Origin of the sequence: Vibrio sp. Vb0888 (assembly GCF_033338835.1) — a bacterium.
In the GTDB taxonomy this organism is placed as follows: domain Bacteria; phylum Pseudomonadota; class Gammaproteobacteria; order Enterobacterales; family Vibrionaceae; genus Vibrio; species Vibrio alginolyticus.
The window spans coordinates 13,948-32,357 of sequence record NZ_JAWOTL010000029.1 but is presented as its reverse complement, the minus strand read 5'-3'; the positions used below and the strand labels follow the sequence as shown (position 1 = coordinate 32,357).

Annotated in this window: 14 protein-coding genes; 8 read left to right on the top strand and 6 right to left on the bottom strand. The window is 46.6% G+C overall.

The genetic code is table 11. The features are described 5' to 3' along the window. Window positions 1–54: 54 nt before the first annotated feature. The gene (locus R7P72_RS22440; RefSeq protein ID WP_005379285.1) at window positions 55–2,172 is read left to right on the top strand and encodes an AsmA family protein; all 2,118 of its coding nucleotides are present in this window, start codon (window positions 55–57) and stop codon (window positions 2,170–2,172) included. Here the strand turns inward: R7P72_RS22440 and R7P72_RS22435 are convergent. The 3 genes from R7P72_RS22435 to R7P72_RS22425 all read right to left on the bottom strand — a co-directional run bounded on the left by R7P72_RS22435 (window position 2,158) and on the right by R7P72_RS22425 (window position 4,532). Beyond that, the gene (locus tag R7P72_RS22435) at window positions 2,158–3,075 is read right to left on the bottom strand and encodes a bifunctional GNAT family N-acetyltransferase/hotdog fold thioesterase (RefSeq protein ID WP_005379283.1); all 918 of its coding nucleotides are present in this window, start codon (window positions 3,073–3,075) and stop codon (window positions 2,158–2,160) included. The genes R7P72_RS22440 and R7P72_RS22435 overlap by 15 nt on opposite strands. A 106-nt stretch (window positions 3,076–3,181) precedes the next feature. Then, window positions 3,182–3,616, bottom strand: coding sequence for a D-aminoacyl-tRNA deacylase (dtd, locus tag R7P72_RS22430; RefSeq protein WP_005379282.1), 435 nt, complete (start codon window positions 3,614–3,616; stop codon window positions 3,182–3,184). After that, window positions 3,588–4,532, bottom strand: a complete 945-nt coding sequence (locus R7P72_RS22425; protein ID WP_005379281.1) for a virulence factor BrkB family protein — start codon at window positions 4,530–4,532, stop codon at window positions 3,588–3,590. The genes dtd and R7P72_RS22425 overlap by 29 nt, the downstream gene beginning before the upstream one ends. 34 nt (window positions 4,533–4,566) lie before the next feature. Here R7P72_RS22425 and R7P72_RS22420 point away from each other — a divergent pair, with 34 nt between their 5' ends. Continuing rightward, on the top strand, window positions 4,567–5,208 hold the full coding sequence (locus R7P72_RS22420) for a DUF2959 domain-containing protein (RefSeq protein ID WP_005382972.1): 642 nt from the start codon (window positions 4,567–4,569) through the stop codon (window positions 5,206–5,208). A gap of 31 nt (window positions 5,209–5,239) precedes the next feature. On the opposite strand, the gene R7P72_RS22415 is transcribed toward R7P72_RS22420, so the two are convergent. Beyond that, window positions 5,240–5,782, bottom strand: coding sequence for an AAA family ATPase (locus tag R7P72_RS22415; protein ID WP_031779018.1), 543 nt, complete (start codon window positions 5,780–5,782; stop codon window positions 5,240–5,242). A 72-nt stretch (window positions 5,783–5,854) separates the two neighbouring features. After that, a complete protein-coding gene (gene typA, locus R7P72_RS22410; protein WP_005379276.1) occupies window positions 5,855–7,684 on the bottom strand; it encodes a translational GTPase TypA in 1,830 nt (609 codons plus the stop codon). Window positions 7,685–8,214: 530 nt separating this feature from the next. On the opposite strand from typA, the gene glnA reads away from it, so the two are divergent. The 6 genes from glnA (at window position 8,215) to add (ending at window position 16,844) form a co-directional block, all read left to right on the top strand. Beyond that, complete coding sequence (gene glnA / locus R7P72_RS22405; protein WP_005379275.1) at window positions 8,215–9,624, top strand: glutamate--ammonia ligase; 1,410 nt, start codon at window positions 8,215–8,217, stop codon at window positions 9,622–9,624. A gap of 196 nt (window positions 9,625–9,820) precedes the next feature. Continuing rightward, window positions 9,821–10,402: a DUF4124 domain-containing protein gene (locus R7P72_RS22400; protein WP_005379273.1), complete on the top strand. Its 582-nt coding sequence runs from the start codon at window positions 9,821–9,823 to the stop codon at window positions 10,400–10,402. Window positions 10,403–10,535: 133 nt separating this feature from the next. Beyond that, complete coding sequence (gene glnL / locus R7P72_RS22395; RefSeq protein ID WP_017821940.1) at window positions 10,536–11,582, top strand: nitrogen regulation protein NR(II); 1,047 nt, start codon at window positions 10,536–10,538, stop codon at window positions 11,580–11,582. A gap of 57 nt (window positions 11,583–11,639) precedes the next feature. Then, window positions 11,640–13,043: a nitrogen regulation protein NR(I) gene (gene glnG / locus R7P72_RS22390; RefSeq protein ID WP_005379267.1), complete on the top strand. Its 1,404-nt coding sequence runs from the start codon at window positions 11,640–11,642 to the stop codon at window positions 13,041–13,043. Between the two features lie 102 nt (window positions 13,044–13,145). Further along, entirely contained in the window at window positions 13,146–15,692 is a 2,547-nt protein-coding gene (locus R7P72_RS22385) for an EAL domain-containing protein (protein ID WP_005379259.1), read from the top strand. Between the two features lie 147 nt (window positions 15,693–15,839). Further along, a complete protein-coding gene (gene add, locus R7P72_RS22380; protein ID WP_005379257.1) occupies window positions 15,840–16,844 on the top strand; it encodes an adenosine deaminase in 1,005 nt (334 codons plus the stop codon). Window positions 16,845–16,913: 69 nt separating this feature from the next. On the opposite strand, the gene hemN is transcribed toward add, so the two are convergent. Beyond that, window positions 16,914–18,305: an oxygen-independent coproporphyrinogen III oxidase gene (gene hemN / locus R7P72_RS22375; RefSeq protein ID WP_005379256.1), complete on the bottom strand. Its 1,392-nt coding sequence runs from the start codon at window positions 18,303–18,305 to the stop codon at window positions 16,914–16,916. Between the last annotated feature and the right edge of the window lie 105 nt (window positions 18,306–18,410).

Sequence of the window (18,410 nt, the reverse complement as noted above, 5' to 3'; positions counted from 1 at the left end):
ACAAGCTAAAGCCTATCTAGTTTTATTTCATAACACACGTAGGTTCTAGCAAAGATGAAAACAGCGCGTCGAGTTCTACTTCTGTTACTGGTTATCTTAGTTGCCATTCCAGCCGCTACGATTGCGCTGCTAACAACATCTTACGCGGACGCAACCTGGCGCTTGCTGTCAAACACCTTTTCTCTTCCCTTCCGGGCCGGAAGCGTGCGTTATGGCTTTCCCTATCACCTAACTTTACAACGCGTGAACACCAGCGGAGACGATGCGTCTTACATCGAGCAAGTCGATTTATGGATGAATCCCGATGTTTATCGCGATGGTAAATGGATCGTTGATAGTTTATTGATTGATGGTATGAGCTTGCAGTATGGCGCACCAAAGCTCCCACCTTTAGACAACGTTTTATTCCATCAAATCGCGCTCAAAAATATTGATTACGCCGACGAGCAGTTCTCTGCCAATGGCATTGACCTTCAAATTCAATCACCACAATGGAATGGTCATTTAATACCATATGGCGAAGTTCAACTTGCAGCTGACCAACTCTATTGGAATGGCGAAGCCTTTAATCAAGTCTTAGTCGATATAGACTACAAACCGCAAGACAGTACGCTTTATGGCACCTCTTTTAACTGGCGTAACAGTCAAATATCTGGGCAAGGGGAGCAGTATCCTCAAGGCTGGTCTTTAGTAAATGTGACCATCAACAAGCTGAAACTGAGTAATACGCAGCGCCAATCACTGCTTGCAAAACCTTGGCACGATCTACCATTTAGCATTAATCATATTAATAGCTTAGATTTGCTTAACGCCGATATTGAATGGGGCGACTGGCACTGGCAGAACTTGGATCTTTCTGTGGAAAACGCCACGCTGCCACTGTCTCTCTGGAAGACAAAAGCTCAAGTGTCATTGCAGGCGGATAGCGTTCGATTCCAGCAGCAAACCGCAATAGAGCCACGTTTGAGTGCCGCTATCGAGCCAGGAGTAATCCAGCTCAACGAGCTCAGCTTAGATTGGCAGCAAGGTCGAGTGCAAGTTTCTGGATTGTTCACGCCAACACAATGGAAGCTCAAAGAAGCCTCTATTCAAGGCCTCAAGTGGGCAACACAGCCAGAAGACAACCTAAATTGGTGGCACGCCGCCACCAGCGAGTTAGAGCATGTTGCAATCGAACGACTCGACATTGAGCGCAGCCAAATTATCCAGCTATCTCACGAACCTTATTGGCAACTTTCCGGTTTAAATATCGAAGGGCAACAGCTTGATATTAAACAGTCTGCTCAACGTTGGGGCCTTTGGCAAGGCGAATTGGAAGTCAGCGTTGTCAACGCCAGCTATGACCAAATACTCACGTCTCACGCAGCACTTGCCATGCAAAGCAAAGATGGCTTTTGGCAATTGACTCGCCTTTTTGCGCCACTCGAGCAAGGCTACGTAGAAGGCATCGGACAAATAGATTTGAGTACCCCGAGCCAACCTTGGGCGCTCAACGTCAATGCTGATGGTATTCCCTTATCGCTCTTCCACGATTATTTTTTACCCGACACACTGGCTATTGATGGTTTTTCCGATCTCAGCCTCGATCTACAAGGGTTATCAGGTGATCGCAACATGCTGGCCTACAGCTTATCGGGTGAAGTGGAAGCCAATCTCCGAGATACCCGCTTGAAGTCCCAAGCGGATCATTCGCTCAAAGCCATTACCTTAAGTCCACTGCGTTTAAGCGCGCAACGAGGGGAAGTTGCCATAACGCCGGTCACCATCTCAGGAAAAGCCATAAGTGGTAAGGTTTGGGGAACATTTGATATGGCCAACAACCCGCTAAGTGGCATTACTTATCAATTGGAAGAGTCGTGCGGAAACATTGAAGGCGATCTACTAAGTGGCGAAACCCACCGTAATGAGTGCGTGAACGCATCAAAACTGGCCGAGCCTACTGATATTGAGACTCCACAGAAAAATGAACCTTCCATCGAGCAGCCAATCGTAATTGATAACATCAATTTGGAGACTCAAGAGGAAGAGCTTTACGAAGAAGTTATCGAAGAAGATGAAGTACCCGACACGAATTCCGCAGCAGAACAAACCCTCTCACCGACAGAGCAAGAAGGTGAAACAGATAAGCGCCCAGCAGATCAGTCGGCGCTTACCCCATCAGCAACTGAGTAACTGCGAGTAGTTCGGTATCAGCATATAGGTACCGACAAAATCAACAGCTGGCGTGTCACCACTATAAATCACTACGTGAATAACGATGCGTGCTTTGCGTCCCGACTCCAATCGGTCTAGGTCACCACTGATCCCATCCAACGAAGTACTCGCCACGGGGTTTTGTTCGACTGGTTGACGATAGCGAATCGAGCTGTCGGCCAACACAATATCACCGTGCAGCCCACGCTCTTTAAGCAGCAGCCACGTCATCCCCCACCCTGTCAGGGTTGCTAAGGTAAAAGCTGACCCAGCGAACATGGTGTTATGCGGATTAAGGTTAGGATTAAGCTGCGCACAGCATTCAAACTGGTAACCCGTGTACTGGTTAATCTTGATCCCCATTTTGTCGCTAATTGGGATTTGTTGCTCCCAGCGCTGTTGAAGCTCAGTACACCATTCAGGGCGACGTAACACATTGGCCATCGGATCCAGTTGCTTCACCATTTGCTGATGGCGCACAGGGCCACGCTCATCGGTCAGCTCACCTCGACGCTCAAAGCCATTTTTTTCATAAAAGGCGATGGCATCTTCACGGGCATTACACACCAAGCGTTTCGCTCCTTCCTGGCGTGCTAACGACTCTAGTGCAACCAAAACCAGCGAACCCATCCCTTTGCTACGGCGATTATTTTTAACCGCCATATAGCGGATCTGGCCATCATTGTCCGGCGTAATGTATAAACGGCCAATCGCCATAGGACGACCTCGACCATCAACAATCATGCGGTGATGACTCATTTCGTCGTATTCATCGCGCTCTGAGCCGATCGGCATACGCCATGGCTCACGAAGCAGTTGCCAGCGAAACTGATAATACTTGTTTATCTGATTATCGGTTTTGGGAGTAATGAGTTTGAACATATCAATCCTTTGAAAGCACAACACTAATCAGTGTCGGAAAAATTACTCCAAGCCAATTCCATGAGCTTGGAGTTAAAGCTTAGACTATGGCGCCTGTGTTACCAGATTAGACCTGCAACCAAAACGTCACAGGACCGTCATTCACCAAGGACACTTTCATATCGGCAGCGAAGCGGCCACGCTGTGTGGGTAAGACTTCTTCACACAAGTCAGAAAAGTAATCATACAAGCGCTCTGCATCAACAGGATGCGCACCGCGAGAAAAGCCAGCTCGCGTGCCTTTTTTTGTATCCGCAGGCAGCGTAAATTGAGAAACCACCAGCACTTTACCTTCCACCTGTTTAACGTTCAGGTTCATCTTGCCTTCGTCATCTTCGAACACACGGTAGGTTGTAACACGCTCCATTAAACGCTTTGCTTTAGCTTCATCGTCGTCCTTCTCTACGCCCAATAAGACCAGCAGACCACGATCAATTTCTCCTACGACTTCACCATCCACGCGGACGGCTGCTTCACTGACTCGTTGAATTAGCGCTATCACTACTCTCGCTTCCTTCATCTGTTAACTGAGATTCAGCGGTCGAGTGTATCATGTCTAAATCTTCACTCCAGTGCTCTCGCTCACCAAGCGCAGCCGTAACTTCCGCCCCCAATAACACGATCATCCAGCATAAATACACCCAAACAAATAAGATAGGAATCGCCGCTAACGCGCCGTAGATGAGCTGATAAGACGGAAACTGAGTGATGTAAAGCGCAAAGCCTTTTTTACTCAACTCGAACAGTATCGCGGCGACTGCTGCCCCCATGGCACCATGAGCGAGGTGTACTTTTTTATTCGGCACTAGAATATACAAGCCAAGAAAAGCAAAAAAGGACAGCAACAACGGTAGCCAACGCAGAAATAAATTAAACGCACCAGATAATGTCTCGTTCTCTAAAATTTGCAGCGAAGTCACGTACGACGTCGCCGCAATACTCGCACCGACCATGATCGGCCCTAACGTGAGTACCATCCAATACATAGAGAATGAAAAGACTAAACGGCGCTTGTCTTTAACTCGCCAAATGTAGTTTAAGTTCTTATCAATGTTGGAAATCAGCATGACCGCTGCGATGAATAAAAACCCACCGCCAACCGCGCTCATTTTGCCCGTATTCGCCACAAATTCCTGTAATGCCGTATGTACAGCTTCTCCAGAAGCTGGCACAAAATTCTCAATAATGTAGCCTTGCAGCACCTCACCAACGTTCGCAAAAACGGGAAATTTCGACAATATTGATAACAATACCGTCAGCATTGGCACGATGGATAACAAGGTAATGTAGGCAAGATAGCCCGCGTTCACATTCACACGGTCATGCGTTAATCGCTTAAGAAGATACTTAAAAAACGCGACGCAACTTGGCAGTAGATTGATTAATCTCGCCTTGTAACTCTCTGATAACTGGTTCATAGTTCATCCCATAATTAGCGCCGAGGACATAAGAATGCCTTATTTATTAGCAATTGTACTATCAATTTTCACTTTAACAGGGTGTCAATCTGCTTATTACTCAGCAATGGAGCAGGTTGGGTATCATAAACGAGATATTATGGTCGACCGCGTCGAAGATGCCAAAGAATCTCAACAAGATGCACAAGAAGAATTCACCAGTGCACTTGAAGCCTTGTCTGCGATCACCAACTTTGATGGTGGTGAGCTAGAAAATGTCTACAACAACATCAATGACAAATACGAAGATAGCGAAAAAGCGGCTCAAGACGTACGTGACCGTATTGCTGCGATTGAAGACGTATCCGGCGCACTGTTTGATGAGTGGCAAGATGAGCTAGAGCTGTACTCGAGTGCGAAACTGCGTCGTTCAAGCGAGCAAAAACTACGTGAAACCAAAGCCTCGTACAAAACCATGCTTAGCGCTATGAAGCGTGCAGAGAAAAAGATGACACCGGTACTGGATACGCTACGTGACAACACGTTGTACTTAAAACACAACCTTAACGCCAGTGCGATTGGTTCTTTGCAAGGTGAGTTCTCTAGCTTAGAGAAAGACATTCAGTTTGCGATCAAACAAATGAACGAAGCGATTGCAGAGTCCGATAAATTCCTACAAAAGCTCAATCAAAAGTAAATGATTTAGACCTCCTCCAAGTGAGGAGGTTTTAGTCGGCGACCTCACCGAGTAAACCGATGACTCTTCGAACAAAGCCTACCCTCTCTGGTACAGTTCCCCATGGCACTTCTACCACTTCATAACCCAACTCAGTATAGACACTCACTAACGACTGATGAATCTCCAATGCTTCTTCAAAGCTGTGCGGACGCACTTCATCTTGTACGTAAATGGATGCTTCAGGTCGACAAGTAAACACCTGACTATGGTACCCAGCGCTTTCGGTTAAGAAAGCTTGGTCAACCTTACAGCCGCCCACTTGTAGGTATGCAATGATGTCGGGGATGGCGCGATCAACAAACGCAACATCATGACAACGCGCATCACTCTTTTGTTTGTCCATCAACCCAAGGCATAACTTGGCAAACTCAGGTAAATTCGTCCACGGCAAAATACCATTTTCTAACTGGCTTTGCTGCTCAATCAAGTCGCGAGACCCTTCAGGAAACGTGGCATAACCACACGCGTCTAGCGCATTCAGCAGTGTTGTTTTTCCCGCACCAGGCCCACCGGTGATAATAATCGGGTTCATATTCAACTCCAGAAAACAAAAAGCCCCGAGCATAACTCGAGGCTTCTTCTTAATTGAATCGCTTAACGAAAATTATTTCGCGCCACGAGAAGCACGCTTACGGTCGCTTTCCGTTAGGAACTTCTTACGGATACGGATGCTTTCAGGCGTTACTTCTACTAGCTCGTCGTCATCGATGAATTCTAGTGCTTGCTCAAGAGTCATCTTGATAGGCGGAGTAAGAACCTGTGCGTCATCTGTACCAGATGCACGAACGTTGGTTAGCTGCTTACCTTTCAGTGCGTTTACCGTTAGGTCGTTGTCACGGCTGTGAATACCGATAACCATACCTTCGTAAACTTCAACACCGTGACCGATAAATAGACGACCACGCTCTTGAAGGTTGAACAGTGCGTTAGTTAGCGCTTTACCCATCGCGTTCGCGATTAGTACACCGTTTACACGTTGACCGATGTTACCGCCTTTGTGAGGGCCGTAGTGATCAAACGTATGGTAAAGAAGACCTGAACCTGAAGTCAGTGTCATGAATTCCGTTTGGAAACCGATCAGACCACGTGATGGCATAACGAAGTCCATACGCACACGACCTTTACCGTCTGGAGACATGTCTTTCAGCTCACCTTTACGTAGGCCGATGTTCTCCATGATGCCGCCTTGGTGCTCTTCCATTACGTCGATAGTTACCGTTTCGAACGGTTCCATCAACTGACCATCTTCTTCTTTGATGATTACTTCTGGACGAGATACTGCTAGCTCGAAGCCTTCACGACGCATGTTTTCGATCAGGATAGAAAGGTGAAGTTCACCACGACCTGATACGCGGAATTTATCTGGATCGTCTGTTTGCTCAACGCGTAGTGCAACGTTGTGTACCAGTTCCTTCTCAAGACGCTCAAGGATGTTACGTGACGTTACGAACTTACCTTCTTTACCCGCGAATGGAGACGTGTTTACTTGGAACGTCATTGTTACTGTTGGTTCATCAACAGACAATGGTGGTAATGCTTCTACTGCGTTTTGTGCACAGATAGTGTCAGAAATTTTCAGCTCGCCAAGACCAGTGATTGCGATGATATCACCCGCGTTAGCTTGTTCCACTTCGTGACGCTCTAGGCCAAGGTAGCCCATTACTGTACCCACTTTACCGTTGCGAGTTTTACCATCAGCACCAATAATGGTTACCTGCTGGTTTGGTTTAACGCTACCACGAGTTACGCGAGCCACGCCGATAACACCAACGTAAGAGCTGTAGTCTAGCTGAGAAACTTGCATCTGTAGTGGACCATCAAGGTCAACATTTGGCGCGTCAACAACATCAACGATAGTTTGGAATAGTGGTTCCATGTTCTCGCCAGTTTCGCCTTCTTCTAGAGAAGCCCAACCGTTAAGTGCTGATGCGTAAACTACTTTAAAGTCTAGCTGGTCATCAGTTGCACCTAGGTTGTCGAACAGGTCGAACACTTGGTCCATAACCCAATCAGGACGTGCGCCAGGGCGGTCAATCTTGTTGATTACAACGATTGGTTTTAGACCGTGAGCAAACGCTTTTTGTGTTACGAAACGCGTTTGAGGCATTGGACCATCAACTGCGTCAACGATAAGTAGTACAGAGTCTACCATCGACATGATACGCTCAACTTCACCACCGAAGTCCGCGTGTCCCGGAGTATCTACGATGTTGATACGGTAATCGTTCCAGTCGATTGCTGTGTTTTTAGCAAGAATGGTAATACCGCGCTCTTTCTCGATGTCGTTCGAGTCCATGACTCGCTCTTCAGCTTCACCGCGAGACTCAAGCGTGCCTGATTGTTGTAGCAGCTTGTCAACCAACGTGGTTTTACCGTGGTCAACGTGCGCGATGATCGCGATATTTCTTAATTTATCAATCTGTGGAGTAGCCATGGATATTGATTCACTTAGATAGATGAAATGCCCCCACGCTGAGAACGGGTGCTCTCTGGCGACATTTGCTGATTAAAAAAACGGCCATAATGTACCAGATTTTAGCAAAAAGCCTAGAAATATGTGATCTACTCCCGAGCATTTCTGCGATTTTTACGCTTAATGCCCATTTTCTTCCTCAGAACGAATTGATTAAACGCAACTTTATTCTAATCGATGCATAATTCAAATTGACTCTTGCTCAAAAACTGGGCTGAATACGCAATGTACCTGTCACATTATGGTGCAACAATGATTTTTAGCACCATAATAGTGCAATCAAAGATCATTTTGGTGCAAGCAACTGCACCAAACTAGCATTCAAAAACACAATTGCTTGAAATTAATGGAATATTTTTTTTGGCACGGTTTTGGCTTTAGTTAAAACAGCATCGATTAATGAAAAGTCAAATTGATTAATCAATGCCAGGTTTCATGAATAATTCATAAATCGAGCTTTTACCGCTTATTAACACTGGAGGTTATCCAAGATGTCAGTAGAAAACGTTCTATCGCTGATCCAAGAAAACGAAGTTAAGTTTGTTGACCTACGCTTCACTGATACAAAAGGTAAAGAGCAGCACATTTCGATCCCTGCTCACCAAATCGACGCAGACTTCTTCGAAGAAGGTAAAATGTTCGATGGTTCATCAGTTGCTGGCTGGAAAGGTATCAACGAATCAGACATGGTAATGATGCCTGACGCATCTTCTGCTGTGCTTGACCCATTCACGGAAGACGCAACACTAAATATCCGTTGTGACATCTTAGAGCCTGCAACAATGCAAGGCTACGACCGTGACCCACGCTCTATCGCAAAACGCGCTGAAGACTTCATGCGTTCTACTGGTGTTGCAGATACTGTACTTATCGGTCCTGAGCCAGAATTCTTCCTATTTGATGACGTGAAGTTCTCGACAGACATGTCAGGCTCTTTCTTCAAAATCGACGACGTAGAAGCGGCATGGAACACAGGTTCTGACTACGAAGAAGGTAACAAAGGTCACCGTCCAGGCGTTAAAGGTGGTTACTTCCCAGTAGCTCCAGTAGATTCATCTCAAGACATCCGTTCTGCTATGTGTCTAGTAATGGAAGAAATGGGTCTTGTTGTTGAAGCGCACCACCACGAAGTGGCAACGGCGGGTCAAAACGAAATCGCAACTCGTTTCAACACGCTAACAACCAAAGCTGACGAAATCCAAATCTACAAGTACGTTGTACACAACGTTGCTCACGCGTTTGGTAAAACAGCGACGTTTATGCCTAAACCACTTGTTGGCGACAACGGCAGCGGTATGCACGTTCACCAGTCTCTAGCAAAAGATGGCGTAAACCTATTTGCTGGTGACAAGTACGGCGGTCTATCTGAAATGGCGCTTTACTACATCGGTGGTATCATCAAACACGCTCGTGCAATCAACGCATTCGCTAACCCATCAACAAACTCGTACAAACGTCTTGTACCAGGCTTCGAAGCACCAGTAATGCTAGCTTACTCAGCGCGTAACCGCTCTGCTTCAATCCGTATCCCAGTGGTACCAAGCCCGAAAGCACGTCGTATCGAAGTTCGTTTCGGTGACCCAGCGGCGAACCCATACCTATGTTTCGCAGCAATGCTTATGGCTGGTCTTGACGGTATCAAGAATAAGATCCACCCAGGCGAAGCGATGGATAAAGACCTTTACGATCTTCCAGCTGAAGAAGCAGCAGAAATCCCAACTGTTGCATACTCACTAAAAGACGCGCTAGCAGAGCTAGATGCTGATCGTGAGTTCTTAACAGCGGGCGGCGTATTCTCTGACGACTTCATCGATTCATACATCGACCTTAAGTCTCAGGACGTAGAACGTGTGAACATGACAACTCACCCTGTTGAGTTCGAACTTTACTACTCTGTGTAAGGTCGACACTGTGTAAAATGTAAACACAGCAATAAAATATTAGGCTCGCCTCGCAGGCGGGCCTTTTTTGTATTCGCCAGTCAAGCTTCGACGTTTAACATGAGGGGATAATAAAAATACGCTTAGAATTTTTTCCTTACAGGTCAAAGAGCTAAGCCATTGAAACGTGAAATCATCGAACAAGAGAAGGTGAGCAATGAAAGTTCAGCTTATTCCATCACTGTGTGCACTCAGCGGATTGTTAATCGCCTCTATCGCCTTCGCGCAGGTCGCGTATACGTGGGTAGATGAAAATGGCGTGGTTCACTTTAGTGATACGCCAAACAAAGGAGCAAAAGCGATCGCACTGCCAAACCTTGAAGCCAGCGCACCAGCTCCTGAGGTAGAAAGTACTGAATCGCTCGCACCTCAGACTACGCCATCTACTGCATCACAAAACAAGCCAGAGAAAACAACCGAGAAGCCTCTCCCATTACAACTCTCGATGCTGACTCCCAAGCACAACGAGGCCATCCGCAGTAATCGAGGCATCATCAATATTCAATTAGAAACCAATCGCAAGCTTGGTATCGGTGAGCAATTGCAATTGTTACTCGATGGAAAACCTTATGGTGCACCACAAAACCATATAGTGTGGCAGTTAAACAATATTGACCGAGGCACTCACACACTTGCTGTGCACGCGAAAAGAAGCGGCAAGCTTATTGCATCTACTAGCCCTATAACGGTGCATTTACATAAAGCAAGTGTTAAGCCGACCGTAAAAGGGGCAAAATAGAATATCTGGTGAAAAAAAATCACATCACAGCGATGCTTTTCACTTTTTCTTCTAAGATTTATTCGCCATACTTAACGTTCAATTGCACCATTATTGTGCATCGCACAATCTTAAAGCAAAACAAGGACGTAATGTGGATACCAGTCTTCCTAGTGCCATTCTCAACAATATGGTGACAGCAACGCTGATTCTTGATGATGGATTGGCCATCCGTTATGCCAATCCGGCTGCCGAATTGCTGTTTTCTCAAAGCGCCAAACGAATTATTGAACAATCACTTTCTCAATTGATTCAGCATGCGTCGCTGGATCTCGCGCTGCTCACTCAACCGTTGCAAAGTGGCCAAAGCATCACCGACAGTGACGTCACTTTCGTTGTTGATGGCCGCCCTTTAATGCTAGAGGTGACGGTTAGCCCTATCACTTGGCAAAAGCAGTTAATGCTTCTGGTCGAGATGCGCAAAATTGATCAGCAGCGCCGACTCTCTCAAGAACTGAACCAACACGCCCAACAACAAGCGGCGAAGCTGTTAGTCCGAGGGCTTGCACATGAGATCAAAAATCCGCTTGGCGGCTTACGCGGTGCGGCGCAATTGTTAGAAAAAATGCTGCCAGAGCCCTCTCTCACCGAATATACACACATCATCATTGAGCAAGCAGACCGTTTAAGGGCGCTCGTGGATCGATTACTAGGACCGCAGAAGCCAGGTAAGAAGACACAAGAGAATCTGCACCAAATTCTTGAAAAGGTTCGCCAACTGGTTGAATTAGAGTCACAACGCTCAATCATCATTGAACGAGATTATGACCCAAGCTTGCCAGAGATTTTGATGGATACAGACCAAATCGAGCAGGCAATGCTTAATATCGTCAGCAACGCCGCACAAATTCTTAGCCATCAAGAACACGGGAAAATAACCATTCGCACCAGAACGGTGCATCAAGCCAATATTCACGGCAAACGCTGTAAACTCGCTGCTCGTGTCGAAATCACAGACAACGGCCCAGGTATTCCACCGGAACTACAAGACACGCTGTTCTATCCCATGGTCAGTGGCCGCGAGGGAGGAACTGGATTAGGGCTATCTATTTCGCAAAATTTGATCGACCAGCACAATGGAAAAATAGACGTAGAAAGCTGGCCTGGTCACACAACATTTACTATTTATCTGCCGATCTGATTGCGCTAATGGACTTCAAGTCGCGTCAGTTTTTCGGTTTGCTGCAAGGATTACTACATGAGTAAAGGATATGTTTGGGTCGTTGATGACGACAGTTCAATTCGCTGGGTAATGGAGAAAACGCTCTCCTCTGCCAACATCAAATGTGAAACCTATGCCGATGGAGAAAGCGTGTTAATGGCGCTCGAACGCGAAGTGCCGGATGTTCTAGTATCAGACATTCGCATGCCAGGTATTGATGGGTTGGAGCTACTAAAGCAAGTACAGCGCGATTACCCAGACCTTCCCGTGATTATCATGACCGCGCATTCAGATTTAGATGCGGCAGTGAATGCGTACCAAAAAGGTGCTTTTGAATATTTACCAAAACCTTTTGATATTGATGAAACTTTAACTCTGGTTGAACGAGCCATTGCACACAGCCACGAAAACAAACGCGAGCAGCTCTCTCCAGAAGACATTCCAGCAGAAACGCCTGAAATTATCGGTGAAGCACCAGCGATGCAAGAGGTGTTTCGCGCCATTGGTCGTCTTTCTCGCTCCTCTATTTCAGTCTTGATTAACGGTGAATCGGGCACGGGTAAAGAACTCGTTGCTCATGCACTGCACCGTCACAGTCCACGTGCTAACAAACCTTTCATTGCGCTCAATATGGCGGCGATTCCCAAAGACTTGATTGAATCAGAACTGTTTGGCCACGAAAAAGGCGCGTTTACGGGGGCAAACAATGTTCGTCAAGGACGATTCGAACAAGCCAATGGCGGCACTCTATTTTTAGACGAAATCGGCGACATGCCATTGGACATTCAAACTCGTTTACTACGCGTTCTAGCTGACGGGCAGTTTTATCGAGTGGGCGGTCACTCTCCGATCAGTGTCGATGTACGAATTGTCGCGGCAACACACCAGAACTTAGAAAAGCTGGTGCACGAAGGTGACTTTCGTGAGGACCTATTTCATCGCTTAAACGTGATTCGCGTTCAGATCCCGGCACTGCGTGAGCGTAAGCAAGACATTGAAAAGCTTACACAGCATTTTCTTATCCGTGCGGCTGATGAGCTTGGTGTGGAAACAAAAACTCTCCACCCGTCGACTGTAGAGATTCTTAACCGCCTTGATTGGCCTGGCAACGTGCGTCAATTAGAGAATATTTGCCGTTGGTTAACCGTTATGGCCAGTGGTAGCGAGGTGTTACCAAATGACTTGCCAAGCGAACTACTAGAAGAGAAAAAATCCATTTCAGACTCTGCACATGGTAGTTGGCAAGAACAATTGGCGGATTGGGCACGGCATTCACTCGCAGCAGGAGATAAAGAACTACTTTCTTACGCTTTACCAGAATTTGAACGCATTTTATTAGAAGCAGCCTTAGAGCACACTAAAGGTCATAAGCAAGATGCCGCTAAAGTATTAGGCTGGGGGCGAAATACACTCACCAGAAAATTAAAAGAATTGTACTGACAATCACTTACGTGGTGCGTTAACAACGAGCGTCGTTTGTCACTCGATATTAATAAAAACATCAGTACAATTGTGGCGCACCACCATCTATGTGATTAGGCGATGTCTACTGCTACGACTCAAATTACACTGCGTACTGCTGTTCTGATTCCATTTGTCATGATCTTCTTACTGGCGATCGGTGTCATTGTCTACGTCCAAAAACAAAGTTACGAAGAAGTGGTCACGGATATCAGTGACAAGCAACTTTCCGTGTTAACCGAAAGCGTCCACGACCACCTCAATAGCTATCTACGTAAGCCTTTTACTGCGGTTATGGCTCTCGCGCACAACGTCAGCTATCACAACCTTTATCGCCCTCACGATACCTCAGACATTCAAAACTACCTGCTGAGTGCATTCAAAAATCTTTACCAATCGATACCGCAGTTGGATGTAATCGCATTTGGTTCAGAAAACGGCGACTTTGCAGGCTTTCGCCGCGAGCTTTCCGACGATTACACCTTAATGGTGCAAGATCGCCACACCGATGGTGATCTGGTTATTTATGGAACCAACCATGTGAGTAACAACATTCGAACGGTTATCTCCCAATACGATCCTCGCACTCGCCCATGGTATAAGCCCGTTGCAGATAGCCAAGACGCCACTTGGTCTGAAATTTATACCAACGCTGATGAACGCCAGGATATTACGCTATCAGCCATGACGCCGGTGTACAAACACGACCAATTTGCTGGTGTTTTGGTGACAGACATTCGTATCAATACATTCAACGAGTTCCTGCGCGAGTTAAAATACAACACTAAAGCGTCGGTCTACATCATGGACCCAGATCATCGTTTAATCGCTCACTCAGGCCCGGGAAGCGTCATCTCATGGGGCACAAAATTTTCGGATAAAGGGCAGCGTTTGCTTGCCGCTGAAAACGCAGACCCGATCATCAAAATCAGTGCGAGCCGCGTCCGGTCTTTCGATCTCAACAACACCAAGCAACCTTATACTTTTTCATTTGAACATGATGGCCAACGTATTTTCAGTCGGCTAACCCCGTATCGAGACCAAGATGGCTTAACATGGTTTATTGGCACCTCCATTTCGGAGTCCGAGCTTCTCGGCCTGTTACCGAAAAGCCAGCAAGAGAGTTGGCTCGTTGGCATTATTGTAAGCCTATTTGGGATCGCCATCAGTTGGATCATTTTCAACCGAGTTACTAGACCAATTAACGCGACGGCCGCCGCCGCTCAGCACCTGGCAAATGGGGATTGGGATAGCGGCATGCCAAAGCCTGGTTATGTGTATGAGACAACCGTACTGGTTCATGCTTTTAATGAAATGGCGAACAATCTAAGAGCTTCATTCAAAGCATTGCGTGAACAGTTGGTTTATGACTCTCTAACACGCTTATATAGCCGTCAGGGTTTGGTCGAAATCTGTGAAAATCAGTCTGATCTTTGTCACGGCAGTTTATTTTTACTTGGTATCAACAAATTTAGAGATATCAACGACAGTGTGGGTCATCACAACGGCGACCAGCTGTTGGTCAGCATCGCTGAAAGGTTAAAACAGCAGTTTCGTGACAACGCATTATTGGCTCGGACTGGTGGTGACGAATTCGCGGTGTTTCTCTCAAATGTCGACACGGAAACCAAAATTAAACAAACCGAGCGTCGATTACAGCAACTCTTTTCCACCCCATTTATGGTGGAAGGCGAAAATGTAGTGATGAAGATTTCACTTGGTATTGTACAAACCCAGCCAAACGAAACCATGCCTTTATGGTTACGCAACGCCAGCATCGCATTAAGTTACGCTAAACAAGACTCACTGACTGGTGTTTGTCACTACAGCCCAGAACTAGCGAGCGCTTCAAAGTTTCGTACACAAATGCTGACCAAGATCCAAACTGGCATTGAAAACCGAGAGTTTATTCCTCATTACCAACCGATTGTGGATCTCGTCAGTGGCACAGTGTGTGGCGCCGAAGCACTTGCGCGTTGGCATAGCGACTCAGGTATGGTGTCACCATTAGATTTTATCCCAATCGCGGAAGAAAGCGGCATGATCAAAGCCATCGGCCAACAGATTCTGTTACAAGCTTGTCGCGACACTTACCAAGCGATCGAAAGCAAACAGTGGCCGTCGGACTTCCAACTGCATGTGAATATCTCCGTTAATCAACTATCCTGCCCAAGTTTTGTTGATACGGTGACAAGCGTATTGGATATCACGAAATTACCAGCAAGTAACCTCACACTAGAGATCACAGAATCACGTATCATTGATAGCGCACCGACCACACTAGAAAATATGACTAAACTGCGTGAAATGGGTATTGGTATCGCGATAGATGACTTTGGCACCGGCTACTCATCACTGGGTTACCTCCACTCTCTGCCGTTTACCTGCTTGAAGATTGATCGCACCTTCATCAATCAACTCACACAAGAAAACTTAAACAGTTCAGTCGTCGCTGCCGTCATCAATATCACAGCAGGTCTCAAAACTAATGTCGTCGCGGAAGGTGTCGAGGATAGCAATCAAGCACAATTACTGCGCTCTTTAGGCTGTAATCAGGTGCAAGGCTTCTACTACAGCCGCCCTATGCCACTAGAAGAATGGCCAACACATTTGGTGAACATGAAGTAGAAAAGAGCGAGAATCGTTGATTTCCTAGTCATCCTCTACTGACAATCTACCCAACTGTTATTTATACTTAACTGCAAATCTTACCCATGTATTGTCACAGATGATGTTTGGGCCCTGTTCCAGTTCATAACTATCCGGATCGACAAAATGATAACGAAGAACCTTCCTCTTACTGATTTGCACCGTCACCTCGACGGTAACATTCGTACTAAAACGATTCTTGAGCTAGGCCAAAAGTTTGGCATTGCCCTACCAGCGTACGATATTGAGTCTCTCACTCCTCACGTTCAAATTGTCGAAGCGGAACCCTCTCTTGTTGCTTTCCTTTCTAAGCTCGACTGGGGTGTTGCTGTCCTGGGCGATTTAGATGCGTGTCGTCGTGTCGCGTACGAAAACGTAGAAGACGCGCTAAACGCGCAAATCGATTACGCTGAGCTGCGTTTCTCTCCTTACTACATGGCGATGAAACACAAGCTACCAGTAGCGGGGGTTGTTGAAGCCGTCGTGGACGGTGTGCAAGCAGGTATGCGCGATTTTGGCGTGAAAGCCAACCTGATCGGTATCATGAGTCGCACATTTGGCACTGACGCATGTCAACAAGAACTGGACGGCATTCTGAGCCAGAAAGATCACATCGTTGCCGTCGACCTTGCGGGTGACGAGCTAGGCCAACCGGGTGATCGTTTTGTGTCTCACTTCAAGCAAGTACGCGATGCTGGCCTTGGGGTAACGGTCCATGCTGGTGAAGCAGCAGGTGCAGAGAGCATGTGGCAAGCAATCAATGAGCTGGGCGCAACTCGTATCGGTCACGGCGTAAAAGCGATTCACGATCCAAAACTGATGGATTACCTAGCAGAAAACCGCATTGGTATTGAATCTTGCCTGACGTCAAACTACCAAACAAGTACGGTAGAAACGCTAGAAAACCACCCTCTCAAGCAGTTCCTAGAGCATGGCGTTCTTGCGTGTCTGAACACTGACGATCCAGCGGTTGAAGGTATCGAACTGCCATACGAATACGAAGTAGCGGCACCAGCCGCTGGTCTGAGCCAAGACCAGATTCGCCAAGCGCAAATCAATGGCCTTGAGATTGCATTCCTTTCAGAAGCAGAAAAAGCGGAACTGAGAGAAAAAGTAAAAGATCGCGCTTAAATCCAGCAAAAACATAAAAAAATGCCAGCATCTGCTGGCATTTTTTATATCTTGAATCTGTATCTCTGATTAAATAACACGAGAGAATTGTTGCTGACGCGCCTTCGCTCGCAGGTACTTATCGAAGCTCATACAAATATTACGGATCAGCAAACGACCTCGCAGCGTCACACGAATTTCATTGTCATCCACTTCTACCAACTGATCATTGATAAAGGTTTGCAGTAGACCTAAGTCTTCTTTGAAGTATTGATCGAACTGCACGCTAAACTCAGACTCAATGGCCTTCTTGTCCAACTTGAAGTTACAGATAAGCTGTTTGATCACTTCGCGACGCAATAGGTCATCCGCATCCAGTGATACACCTTTCCACAATGCATGGCGAGATTCATTCACTTGTGCATAGTATTTCTTCAACTCTTTTTGGTTTTGCGCGTACGCATCACCAATCATTGAAATCGCAGAAACCCCAAAGCCTACCAAGTCACATTCACCTTGCGTCGTGTAGCCTTGGAAGTTGCGATGCAAAATACCTTCACGCTGAGCCACAGCAAGCTCATCATCCGGCATTGCAAAGTGGTCCATGCCGATGAACTGGTAACCAGCGCCTGTTAGCGTTGCGATGGTGTCTTGCAGAATAGCCATCTTCTCTTCCGCTTTTGGCAAATCGTCGTCTTTAATCTTACGCTGCGCAGCGAACAATTGCGGCATGTGTGCGTAGTTAAACACAGACAAACGACCCGGTTGCATTTCTAGCACTTGCTCTAATGTTTTCGCAAAAGACGCCTTAGTTTGTTTCGGTAAGCCGTAAATCAAATCAAGGTTAGTCGAACGGAAACCAAGTTCTTTCGCACGAGCTACCATGGCAAAGATAAATTCTTCATCTTGCTCACGGTTCACAAGCTGCTGAACTTCTTTGTTGAAGTCCTGCACACCAATGCTCAGACGGTTGAAGCCTTCACTACGCAGATGATCCAGCATGGTCAGCTCGATTTCACGCGGGTCAACCTCGATACTGATTTCAGCATCGCTGCTAAAAGTAAACTCTTGGCGTAGCAGGCTCATTACACGCGTGATTTGCTTTTCAGAGAGAAACGTCGGTGTACCACCACCAAAATGCAATTGCGTCACGGTGCGACTAGCAAGTAATGCAGCACGTTGACGAATTTCGTGTTCAAGCACGTCGAGGTATTCATCCGCTTTGTGCGAGTGGCGTGTAATGACTTTATTACATCCACAGTAGTAACAAAGCTTGTGACAGAACGGAATGTGTACGTACAGCGATAATGGGCGTTCTGGGTATTGAGTGCATGCCATATCATAATCAGAAATGGTGAACGCTTCATGAAACTCCAGCGCCGTTGGGTACGACGTATAACGAGGCCCGGAATAGTTGTACTTATCCAATACCGCTTGATCCCAGACGATTTGCTGTTTCGATTCAGTGTGTTGATTCGACATGGTGGTACTTTCCGTTAAATGCTAGGGCAACGAAAGCCGTCACCCGATATTCAGAGCCGCTATTTTGCCATACGACGATGACAAGCGTGGCAACGCCGACTGGCT